9 protein-coding genes and 1 riboswitch are annotated in these 11315 nt (G+C 50.4%); of the genes, 1 reads left to right on the top strand and 8 read right to left on the bottom strand.

Translation table 11 applies throughout. The features are described from left to right. Positions 1-75: 75 nt before the first annotated feature. From ABN764_RS07500 to ABN764_RS07515, 4 genes are read right to left on the bottom strand one after another with little or no spacing between them, the layout of a single operon-like run. Complete coding sequence (locus ABN764_RS07500; protein WP_021257260.1) at positions 76-867, bottom strand: energy-coupling factor transporter transmembrane component T family protein; 792 nt, start codon at positions 865-867, stop codon at positions 76-78. Between the two features lie 4 nt (positions 868-871). Next, the gene (locus tag ABN764_RS07505) at positions 872-1810 is read right to left on the bottom strand and encodes an ATP-binding cassette domain-containing protein (protein WP_446671454.1); all 939 of its coding nucleotides are present in this window, start codon (positions 1808-1810) and stop codon (positions 872-874) included. After that, the gene (locus ABN764_RS07510; protein ID WP_446671455.1) at positions 1798-3297 is read right to left on the bottom strand and encodes an energy-coupling factor transporter ATPase; all 1500 of its coding nucleotides are present in this window, start codon (positions 3295-3297) and stop codon (positions 1798-1800) included. The genes ABN764_RS07505 and ABN764_RS07510 overlap by 13 nt, the downstream gene beginning before the upstream one ends. After that, positions 3281-3679: a NusG domain II-containing protein gene (locus ABN764_RS07515; RefSeq protein ID WP_021257263.1), complete on the bottom strand. Its 399-nt coding sequence runs from the start codon at positions 3677-3679 to the stop codon at positions 3281-3283. Before ABN764_RS07515 ends, ABN764_RS07510 begins: the two co-directional genes overlap by 17 nt. A gap of 265 nt (positions 3680-3944) precedes the next feature. Here ABN764_RS07515 and ABN764_RS07520 point away from each other — a divergent pair, with 265 nt between their 5' ends. Continuing rightward, positions 3945-5024 carry an FAD:protein FMN transferase gene (locus ABN764_RS07520; protein WP_072729123.1) on the top strand — a complete coding sequence of 360 codons (1080 nt, stop codon included), beginning with the start codon at positions 3945-3947 and terminating at the stop codon, positions 5022-5024. Between the two features lie 177 nt (positions 5025-5201). Here ABN764_RS07520 and ABN764_RS07525 read toward each other — a convergent pair whose 3' ends face one another. The 4 genes from ABN764_RS07525 to ABN764_RS07540 form a co-directional block, all read right to left on the bottom strand. Beyond that, positions 5202-6056 (bottom strand): DMT family transporter, encoded by an 855-nt coding sequence (locus tag ABN764_RS07525; protein WP_446671456.1) that lies wholly within the window; start codon positions 6054-6056, stop codon positions 5202-5204. 255 nt (positions 6057-6311) lie between these two features. Further along, complete coding sequence (locus ABN764_RS07530; RefSeq protein WP_446671457.1) at positions 6312-8222, bottom strand: beta-N-acetylhexosaminidase; 1911 nt, start codon at positions 8220-8222, stop codon at positions 6312-6314. A gap of 261 nt (positions 8223-8483) precedes the next feature. After that, entirely contained in the window at positions 8484-9371 is an 888-nt protein-coding gene (locus tag ABN764_RS07535) for a formate/nitrite transporter family protein (RefSeq protein WP_446671458.1), read from the bottom strand. Positions 9372-9670: 299 nt separating this feature from the next. Then, positions 9671-11107, bottom strand: a complete 1437-nt coding sequence (locus ABN764_RS07540) for an NAD(P)/FAD-dependent oxidoreductase (protein ID WP_446671459.1) — start codon at positions 11105-11107, stop codon at positions 9671-9673. Positions 11108-11207: 100 nt separating this feature from the next. After that, a riboswitch (purine riboswitch) is annotated at positions 11208-11306 on the bottom strand. Positions 11307-11315: the final 9 nt, after the last annotated feature.

Raw genomic sequence — 11315 nt, forward strand, 5'->3', positions numbered from 1 at the left:
ATATATACAATAAATACGCGCAATCCGCTGCCGCTCCTCTTTTTCTTAGAGGAAAGCAACGGATTGCGCACCGATCTACCATAGTAGAATAAGTACTAACATCCCAATAAATAACGCCATGAACCAGGTATCAGCCTGCTTCCATTGCAGTTGGCGCAGCGACGTACGCGGTGCATTCAATACATAGCCACGTGCCTCCATCGCCTGTACCAGTTCCTCCGCACGACGGAAGGCACTCACGATTACTGGCACCATTAGCGTCATGACCAGCTTGCCCTTCTGCGTGAAGGACAAATCCGCATAATCCGCTCCACGTGAAGCCTGTGCCTTCATTACCTTCTCCGCTTCCTCGAATATGGTTGGAATGAAGCGCAGCGATATCCCTATCATCATCGACCAGCGCTGCGGAGAGCCTCCTACGAATCGAATTGGCTTGAGTACGCGCTCAAGACCCAGATTCAGTTCAACGGGTGCTGTTGTAAACGTTAATATCGCAGTCAGCGTCACGAGCAGCGCCATTCTCCATACGGCATATGCCCCATAAGTAACGCCGCCTGTCGTAATCTTCAAACCGCCTACTTGGACAAGTGCACTGCCGCTTGAATCAAATAGAAGATAGAAAATAAACATGAAGGCCATAATGAGCCACAGCGGCCGGGAGGCGCGGAAGTAGCGGTATAGCGAGATACGCGAGCTTATCATCATGAGCAGCGCGAACACCGTAAGCGCCGCAAGCTCAGCGAACTGCTCTGCAAGAATGACCGCGATTAGATAGATGACCATCGCAGTCAGCTTGGCGCGCGGATCAAGACGATGAATCCATGAATCGGCTGCCACGTAGCGGCCGAGCATCATTTTCGCCTGCATAAGGCTACTCCTCCTTCTCCTCCAATGAATCTGCCTGCTGCCCCAACTGCTTGCCTGCAAAATGTGATCTTCCTTCGATCCCTACGCCTGCAATCGTGGCAGCGAGCCATTCCGTCCATCCCTCTACCGAGCAAGGAAGCTGATCCATTGGCACACCTGATCGCTCCATAACAAGTGCTGCTAGACGCATCGTTGCAGGCAGAAGAATTCCTGCCTCCCCTAGTCGTTCCGGCTGCGCCATAAGCTGCGAACGCGTGCCTTGAAAGGTCACTTGCCCATCCTTCATTAAGGCGAACGAATCTGCATAGGCAAACAGCTCATCCAGACGATGCGTTACCATAATGATCGTCTTGCCCTCTTCCTTGCAGAGTTTATGCAGCAGCGCAATGAGCTCTGCTCTGCTCACCGGATCAAGGGTAGCCGTCGGCTCATCAAGTACGACAATCTCAGGATTCGAGGCGAGTACGGTCGCAATCGCTACCTTGCGAATCTGTCCGCCGCTCAGCTCAAATGGACTGACCTGCAGCAGCGATTCAGGCAGACCTACCTGCATCATTGCCTTGCGAGCGGATGCCTTCGCCTCCTCCTCGCTCTGTCCGAACTGCAAGGGTCCGAACAAGACATCCCGCTCCACCGTTTCCTCGAACAGCTGCTGCTCCGGAAATTGAAAGACAAGCCCAACACGGCGTCTAAGTTCCTTCAAGCCGCGCTCTGGCGTGCCTCCTTGGAAGGTGAACTCTAGTACCTTCAAGCTTCCAGAAGTCGGCTGCAAGATCCCGTTCAAATGCTGAAGCAAGGTTGACTTGCCCGAGCCCGTTGAACCGAGAAGCGCGACGAATTGTCCTTCCTCGAACGTGACATTCAATCCATCTAGTGCGGGGACACCATGCGCCCCTTGCCCTTGATAGCGATACGTGACCCGTTCCGCAGTTATGATCGCCATAGTGCATTCACCAGCTCTCTCTCGTCATTCGTATCCGGCACGTCCATGCCTCTTGCTTGCAGCGCCCTAGCCAATTGGAGGGTAAATGGCGCCTGCAAGCGGCACTCCTTCATGAGCGCCTCGTCTGCGAACAGCTCAGATGGCGTCAGATCCGCCGCTATCGTCCCGTCCTTTACGACAATAACCCGATCCGAAGCGAGTATTTCCTCCGCATCATGTGTAACCGATAGAATTGTGTAGCGCCCAGACGCATGCAAGCTCTGAAGCTGAGCTGTCAGCTCCCGCTTCGAGCGCTCATCCAACATCGAGGTCGCTTCATCGAATATCAAAATGTCCGGATTCAATACCATCATACCTGCGATCGCCACGCGCTGCTTCTGTCCCCCCGACAGTTCTGCGGGATGCCGATCGAGCCATTCCCGCACACGGTACTCATCTGCTACCTGCTCCAGTCGGCGTTCCATGTCAGCAAGCGGCAGTTGGCGATTCTCCATGCCGAACGCAATATCATCGCGCACCGTTGTGGCGAAGAACTGATTGTCTGGATTCTGGAACAAAAAGCCGACTTGGCGGCGAATATCTGCAACGCTCTCTTCATTGAGGTGCTTCCCGTTGACATAAATTTGCCCAGCATGCGGGGTGAACAATCCATTAATGAGCTTCAACAGTGTCGATTTGCCCGAGCCGTTAGGCCCTATTACGGATACCCATTGCCCCCGCGGAACTTGAAGCGATATCCCATGGAATAGCGGAGAGCGGTGCGGATATTGGAAATGGATGTTCTCCATAAACACTGCACTTTCATATGCAGAACTGGCATGGGCAGTACCAACATCATTGGCAGTGCCCGCAACAGCAGCAGTAACATTAGCGGCACTATCAGCACTTGTCTCCTTGCCATGCGCCACCCCAATTTGCGGCGCAAGCGAGTCGAACAGCGGCAGCTTCGCCAGTGCTGCGACGATGTATTTAACCGCGATGCCGATAAAGATGCCTGTTACAACACCCGTAATAAGCAAAACCGGCAAGTAGTAGAAAATATTTGCCGTACCAAACACAATATACGCCGCAGTCAGCTGACCGGCGTTGTGCGCGGCGCCGCCTACGACGCTAATACCTATCAGGCTGACGTTATCGCGGCCAATTTTCAAAATGGCGTACATCACCATGAAGCTGAACAAAGATCCTAAGAAACTAAATAGGAAGGCAGAGAAGGTTCCCAGCATGAGCGTCATGAGCAGCGTCTTCAAGATGACGAGCGTCAATGCGTCCCTTCCGTTCAAGAAGTATAAGCATGCCAAGATCATAACATTGGCTAAACCGAGCTTCGCCCCCGGGATAGGCAGAATCGTCTGCACCGGGAGCATGGCCTCTACGAAGCCGAGAACAACAGCAACAGCGCTGAATATGGCGATAATGACCGCCTTCTTCAACGCTTCGGACTGTTTGGACACGGCAATTCGATTCGCATTATTGTACGACGGCATCGATGTCACTCTCCTGGCCAGCATCGCCCTCGCTGAATAGCTCGACAAGCACGCGATGAGGCAAACATACGATTGTATCATTCGGTCTCGATACGAAGCCGAACGACAGGCATACCTTGTCGGAGCAATCGGCATCAATCATTTCGATCCCCTTGTCATGCACCTTCAGTAGGTTGAAGCCATGATCGGTTTCGACGCGAATCGTTTGTTCTTCCTCAGTTAATTCCACTTGTTTATAAGGTTTCCCATCTACGGAAATATGAGCGACCACCTTGGAATTGTGCAAATTTTCACTTTCGTTTTGAAAGAACCACTTCGGCACAAGAAATGCGAGCGCCGCGACAATAATGACTCCGATGAGAATCAGATCTCCACGTTTCATCTTGTTGACTCCTCGGGTTACATTTTAATTTTGAAGCTATTTTTATTATACCTCTTCGTGAAAGAAGGTTCAATGTTCGTCCATGTCATAACCGTGAACTTCAGCGGAATATGCACGTGATAGTCTGCATTTCTGTGATATGCTTGGTTTGCAACTTTTTGGGGAACTGCTATAATAAAATGCTTGGTTACGAGCCTATTTCCTTAATACAAGGATGTTCAAATCCTGTCTATTTCATTACACATATATATGGAGGAATCGCCTTATGATACGTTCACGCAGCCTGCTTCGCAGTGCCATCGTTCTGTTCTCTGCTTGCGCCCTTATTTTGAGTGGTTGCGGCAGCAGTAAAGATGCATCTGGAACGAGCGATACTGCAAGCCAGAAATCCGCCATTAAGCAGCAATCCTACTTTATTTTTGATACGATCGTTACCGTCAAGATTTATGATGAGCGAGCGGATCAAAAACAATTCAAAGATATCGAGAACCTGTTAAAAGAAATCGATTCACGCCTGAACCGTACGAAGGATACGAGCGAGCTAGCGAAGATCCATGCTGCATCCGGCAAGCAAGCTGTCGCGGTTACGCCAGAATCCTATGATCTGATTGCCAAGTCGCTCGATTACGCGAAGCGTACCGAAGGGCGATTCGATCCAACCGTCGGCCCGATCGTGGACTTATGGAATATTGGCCATGAGAATGCGAAAGTGCCGGATGCGAAGAAACTCGCAGAAACCTTGAAGCTGGTTGATTATAAGGATGTTACACTCAACCCGGACAAGCATGAAATTAAGCTGAACCGTGAAGGCATGGAACTGGATATGGGCAGTATCGGTAAAGGCTATGCAGCAGACCGTATTGCTGACTACTTGCGCACGAACGGCTTCCCCAGCGCCATTATTGACCTTGGCGGCAATATTTTTGCCGTTGGACCGAAGCCTGGCGGTTCCGACTGGACCATTGGCGTCCAAGACCCGGATGAATCTCGCGGCAACCAAATCGGCAAGATGAGGGTAACTGATAAGACGATTGTTACATCCGGCGTCTATGAGCGTTACTTTGTGGAGAACGGCAAACACTACCACCACATTCTTGACCCAGCTAACGGGTATCCGGTTGACAATGGTCTTAGCAGTGTAACGATTGTGACGAACAACTCGACGGATGCCGATGCGCTGTCAACTTCTTTATTCGCACTCGGTGTAGAGAAGGGATTGAAGTTCGTCGAGGCAGATCCGAATATTGAAGCCATCTTCATTACTACGGATCATAAGGTGTACGTTACATCAGGCATTAAGAAAATTTTCGAGCTGACGAACGATAAATATAAGATTGTTAATTAACACGAGAGTCCCTCGTGGACATAGAGCGCCCGCTGTCTCAACTGATCCGCTTCATACAGACGATCATTGAGGGCGGGCGCTTTTTTTTGCTTATATATTACATTCACTCATTCAAATGCAAATGGGTCGCAAGCAAGTCGCACTGAACAACGAACCGGAAGATTCCTGCTATCCACGCTATCCCCACATGCTGATCAAGGCCATACCGGCTGCTACGACCCCCGAAGTCGCAATTCTCGTCCAGCCCTGCTGTTCCTTCAACACAACGATGCCTAGCAATGTCCCGATCACAATGCTGAATTCACGAATGGGCGCCAAGTGTGCAAGCGGACCAAGCGTCATCGCGAACAAGAACAGCAAATAGGAGCCTGGCGAGACGACGGAGCCAAGTACAATCGTGTGCCAATTGATGCGCCATTCCTCGCGCAGCCGCTTCGTTCTCAGGACAGAAGGCGCTAAGAATAGGAGTGCACCTAAGTTCGATATTTGAATCAGACCCAAGGGGCTGAAGAACTGCACCACCATCTTATCCGTCAGCGTATAGCTGGCCGTACACAATCCTACCGTCGTCGTAATTGCCAAGGTAAGCCACCATGTCCTGTCACGCGGCTCCTTCGCGGAGAACATGCCGCTAAGTGCGAACAAACCTCCAACAATGAGCAGCCAGCCGAGCCAGCCAACAAGAGACAGGCTCTCTCGGTATAGCACCACACTAACAACTGGCACAATGAGTGCGGCCGTTCCACGCATCATCGGGTATACCTTGGACAGATCCCCAATCTGATAGGCCTTGGATACGAGCCAGAGGTATATCCCTTGCAGCAGTAAGGACACAACAAGCAGCAAGCCATTCGTCCAAGTCCAGTGCATGATCACAAGATCATGGATGAAGAATGGCATGAACACGACGGTTGCCAACCCATGTAAGCAAAATAAAAAGGATTCCTTATGAATGCTCCGCTTCGCGAACATATTCCAAGCTGCATGCGCGAAGGCTGAAGCAATAACTAGCAGGAGGGCGTATATAGCCAATCTAGCATCTCCTTTGCAGCAGATATCTTCCATCATCCGATTTCCCATCGTATAAAAGGTGAAGCTCCATCATGCCTAGCACCACAACAACAAGAAAACCCGGGTCGTAACCGACCGGGCCCCCTCGCTGCTGTATACAGCAGCCTATTACCATAGTTCGCTGTAGCAGCATCGTGCTTGCCATCGAACCTTGCACATGTCTCCTGCAAGCACGATAAGGTATTTACATCCCATTGACTTCGCTGCCTGACGATATTAGATTGCCGAGAACACGGTACCCGTCACCATGCGATGGAAGAACGGCTGATGTGCGATGCGATCCCCTGCCACTGGATCATCACTGTAGAATGGCAGACGTTCTGCATCAAGCTCCTCCAAGCGATCTACGCGGCCTTCCACGAAGTCGAGAATCCGATCTTCCGCCGACTGCAGCCGTGCAAGCACGGTACCATAGCGGCTGTCGAGCACTTCCCAGCCGAATGGCTTGCTTGTCGCCATCCATAATGCACGATGCGCCTTGCGCGCTTCATCGACCAGCGGACGAACGGACGGAATGACATCAGCGGCAATGCGGCGAAGCTCATCCTTATCACCATTCTGGTACGCGCGCGTGACCTGCACGCCAAGCATCGACTTTGCGCCAACAGCCTTGGACAACTTCGCATACATATCAAACACGAGCGCATGATCGCCTGCGGTATTGTCTCGTGCAGCCAAGAGGCGTTCAGCAAGCTCACCGTAATGCTTCGGCAGCTGCGACTCCAGCTCTTCTGTCAAATAGATATCAAACAACCCGATCAGTGTGTCTTGGAACAACAGGAACTTCGAACCGTTCGAACCGTGCATGTTGTTCTTCGTTACACCCGGTGTCTCATCCAAGTAAGTGAGCTGCCAGTAATCATCGAAGCTCTGTCCGGTGCACAGCTGGAAGCGTTCCTTCATCTTCGCTTCATCGACTTCCCCTTCGGTATAGCCGTGCTCAGCGAACAATTGCAAGCCTGGCAGAATTGTCATATGATTCGTCTCCTGCCCGTTGTCGCCCCATGCTGTCGCGAACACTTCCTTAATGCCCTTCGACTTGCAGGCAAGCAGCGCCGGATTCGTATTCTGCCACGTCTTCCCGTAGTTCGGACTCATCGCGCCCCATACCCAGACGCCGCCAGCGAATACCGGATCAGAGCCCAGTTGGCGATGCTTCTCGATAAATTCCTCGTAGAAGCCTTGATCATCATGGTAGTAATCCCAGTAGACGAATTGTACACCCTTCGGAATTTGATCAACAACTTCATTCGAGAAGTTAATGTCGAGATCATAGTAGTGGCCGCCGTTTTTCATAAGCAGGTGGAAGTACATATCACTCCACATCATCGGCGTAAGGCCATGTTTGCTCGTAATCTCTAATACGCGCGCCAAATGCTCGTTCATAATATCGAATCGTTCGCGGAAGCCATGCTTGTGCATATATTTGCCTAGACCAAGCCCGAACGCCTCATCCATCCCGATGTGAATGCGCTTGGAACGCAGCGGCTTCGTTGACGCTACAATCATATCCTCAATGAATCGATAGGTCTCCTCTTCTCCTACAAGAAGGACGTCCTCTGTATCCTTCATCTCATTCGCATAGTCCCATTTCAGCGCCTGCGCCAAGTGACCAAGCGTCTGAATGCATGCCACTACCTCAATTCCGAACAACGCGGCATACTGGTCAATCTCATAGAGTTCCTCCGCGGTATAGCGTCCGCGCATGTAGCCGAAATACGGACGGCCTGGAACCTCATACGTATCTTCGGTATATATCATTGCGCCGTTCAAGCCCATTAACGCCATTGAGCGCAGCGTCTGCTTCATCATATGTACATTCGGAACTGCGTTCCGAGATGCATCAATCATCGTTCCGTTATACGTGAATTGCGGATGCTCTATAATATCGAATGGCTGCCCCTTGCGCAGCTGCTCAACGAACAAGCCCAGTGCACGGAAGAAATGAATATCCGACTCATAGCGGATCAAGCCTTCTGCACCATCCCATGCGGCACGAAGCGGCCCCTCTCCCTGCTCTACGCGAACTGTAGTGCCTTCTGTCCCCACTTCCACCTTCAATAATGACTTCAATTCGAGAATCCCTGGTAATACATGTTCGATACTGCCCGTAAAATGCAACTTCACAGCCAGATCCCTCCCCACGAGTTAGTTGGATACGCTTACAGATACAGCGAGGTATCGGTATCTTTTTATAGAATGCGAAATGCGGAAATAAATTTGTCACCCGTAGTTTACCACATCTATCTCCCGCGAAAGTGACAAGCCCGTGAATTCCTATGAAAAAAACGTCATATCGATGACGCAAAAAAGGCCTAGCCTCGATGGACTAGACCTTACCAATCTTCTTTTTCAACATCACTTGGCATGCTCTAATCCCAATACCCTCTAATGGACAGGTGCACTTGCACTTCCTGACGATGCCACCTTGTTTGCATTGCCCACTTCTTGCACATCCATTGATGTGTTTGAGACACCTGCCGCAGCTGCCTGCTTCTGCTCTTGCTGCGAACGCAAATATACTATATAGTAAGCCCCTGCAACGAACACGACGCCTCCAACCAAATTGCCTAGCCATACCGGCACGAAGTTCGTCAAATATTGTCCCCAGCTAAAATGACCCTCAAAGATCGCAGCCGGAATTACGAACATATTCGCTACAACGTGCTGGAAGCCAATCGCAACGAACGCCATCGTTGGGAACCATATTCCCATGATTTTGCCGCTGAAGCTCTTCGCTCCATAGGCGAGCCATACCGCAAGTGCAACTAACCAGTTGCAGCCAATCCCACTTACAAAGGCTTGAATGAAACTATCGTCCAGCTTATGCGCAGCCACATCTACCGTCTTCTGCAAATAAACGCCGGAGCCAGTCAAACCAACCACGTGACCGAAGAAGTATGCCACGAACAGCGCACCTAAGAAGTTGGCAATCGTAATGACGACAAGATTGCGAATGACCTCTACCGTGGATATGCGTCCCTTCATCCGAGCAAGCGGCACAGCCATCATATTCCCTGTCAACAGCTCACCCCCTGCTAACAAGACCAGAATAAGACCAACCGGGAACAGCGACGCTCCAATTAGGCTATTGATGCTCCCCCATTCCGCAGGTGCTCCAGCTGTTACACGTATATATAAGAGATAACCAAGCGCAATAAATGCGCCGGCAAGGAATCCTAGAATCATCATGGCGGACAATGGGTTCTTCGCTTTAATTGTTCCGGTATCTACTGTCGCTTCCGCAATTTGCTGCGGCTTCAAATATCCTGACATCGACATGACCTCCTGCTTATGCTTATTCGGATGCAAGCCCCATCATTTCCAAGGCCACACCCCATCCGCACCTACTCAGATACGAATAATTCCAGTTGGAATGTCAGCTGAACAGGTTGCAAATTCATTGTAACGGAGCCCCAATTCCGATGTTGTGCATTTTATCACAAAGTATATTTCAAATATTGTCCATTTTGCGTATAACCCCGTGCATATCCGATCTACGCAAAAAAGCCAGTAAGTCGCACAATCGACTCACTGGCCTTAAGCTGTATATGTTATTGACCTGCAATGTGAAATTATGCGCCGCGCTTTGCAACAATGCTCCGTGCAATGTGTACACCTGCAGCACCCGCTTGTGCGAGTCCACGCGTAATGCCCGCGCCGTCTCCACCGCAGTACAAGCCATCAATTTCAGACTCCAACGTCGTGTCCAGCTTCGGGCGAGCGGAGTAGAACTTCGCCTCTACCCCATAGAATAACGTATGCTCAGAAGCGATGCCTGGTGTTACGCGATCAAGCGCTTCAACCATCTCGATTAGACTCTTCATCGTATTATACGGAAGAACAAGACCTAAATCTCCAGCAACAGCTTCTTTCAAGGTAGGCTCCAAGAATCCTTCTTGGATGCGCTTCTCTGTAGAACGGCGGCCGCGAATGATATCCCCGTACTTCTGAACGATAATCCCGCCTCCGGACAAATCATTTGCACGCTTGCAGATTTCACGAGCGTACTCATTTGGCTTGTCGAACGGTTCCGTGAACTTGTGCGAGACAAGCAATGCAAAGTTCGTATTCGCAGAGCCAAGCTTCGGATCCTTGTAGGAGTGCCCATTGGCACACATGATCCCACTATGGTTCTCAACCACGACATGGCCAGATGGATTGCTGCAGAAGGTACGCACTTGTGTGCCGACAGACGTGTTGAACACGAATTTCCCTTCATACAGGTGCTCGTTGATTTCGCGCATGACAATATCCGATGTCTCCACACGCACCCCAACGTCCACTTGGTTGTTGTACATTTTCAAGCGGCGCTTCTTCAATATCTCCGTCAGCCATGCAGAACCGTCACGTCCTGGTACGATGACCACTTGATCCGCTTCATGCTTCTCGCCGCTCTTCAGTTCAATCCCCTTCACAATATAGCGTCCATCCTGCTTCTCTGTAACCAGATCCGCTACTTCAGTCTTATAGGCCATATCGATACGAGTCTTCAAATATTCATAAATGGATTTCAAAATCTCCAAGTTCTGTTCAGTGCCCAGATGTCGAACTTGTGCGCGAAGCAGCTTCAAGCCAGCAGAATATCCAAGCTGCTCAATACGGCGAACCGTTTCTGTCGTTGGATCGGTAATGTCCGTCGTCGCTCCATGCTCCAAGTTGATTGCATCTACATATTTAATCAAGTCCAGTACTTGCGAAGCTGGCAAGAAGTCTGTCAGCCAACCCCCGAACTCTGTAGTTACGTTAAATTTCCCATCACTATATGCCCCTGCTCCACCGAAGCCGTTCGTAATCGAACAAGCTGGAAGGCAGCCTGCAAAGTCCTTCTTCCCTGCCGCTGGAGGACACTTCTGAATCTTCTCCTCCAAAATCGGACAGTTGCGGCGATAAATATCATGTCCCTTATCTACAAGCAAAACCCTCAATTGCGGTGCCTTCAAAGATAATTCATAACAAGTGAAAATACCGGCCGGACCTGCTCCTACAACAATTACATCATATTTACTCATTGTTTCCTCCTCGATGCTCACGATGTCTCGGTCTATTTCTCTTCTATCCGATGAGCCTGCACCTATTTGGGCAAAAAAAATATCCCGTTACGTTCAGGTATGCCAAAGCATACCTACTCGTAGTCAGGAATTTACGGCTCCTGGTAGAGACCCCTAGACCTTATCTCTGGGATATACGAACAGGATAAACAAAAAAATGGCCAATCAA

The sequence above is a fragment of the Paenibacillus wuxiensis genome (assembly GCF_040195695.1).
In the GTDB taxonomy this organism is placed as follows: Bacteria; Bacillota; Bacilli; order Paenibacillales; family Paenibacillaceae; genus Paenibacillus_B; species Paenibacillus_B suaedae.

What these genes read in the sequence shown, in the direction of transcription:
- ABN764_RS07500 (WP_021257260.1), bottom strand. Translation starts at nt 867, where the DNA reads ATGCAGGCGAAAATGATGCTCGGCCGCTACGTGGCAGCCGATTCATGG.
- ABN764_RS07505 (WP_446671454.1), bottom strand. Translation starts at nt 1,810, where the DNA reads ATGGCGATCATAACTGCGGAACGGGTCACGTATCGCTATCAAGGGCAA.
- ABN764_RS07510 (WP_446671455.1), bottom strand. Translation starts at nt 3,297, where the DNA reads ATGCCGTCGTACAATAATGCGAATCGAATTGCCGTGTCCAAACAGTCC.
- ABN764_RS07515 (WP_021257263.1), bottom strand. Translation starts at nt 3,679, where the DNA reads ATGAAACGTGGAGATCTGATTCTCATCGGAGTCATTATTGTCGCGGCG.
- ABN764_RS07520 (WP_072729123.1), top strand. Translation starts at nt 3,945, where the DNA reads ATGATACGTTCACGCAGCCTGCTTCGCAGTGCCATCGTTCTGTTCTCT.
- ABN764_RS07535 (WP_446671458.1), bottom strand. Translation starts at nt 9,371, where the DNA reads ATGTCAGGATATTTGAAGCCGCAGCAAATTGCGGAAGCGACAGTAGAT.
- ABN764_RS07540 (WP_446671459.1), bottom strand. Translation starts at nt 11,107, where the DNA reads ATGAGTAAATATGATGTAATTGTTGTAGGAGCAGGTCCGGCCGGTATT.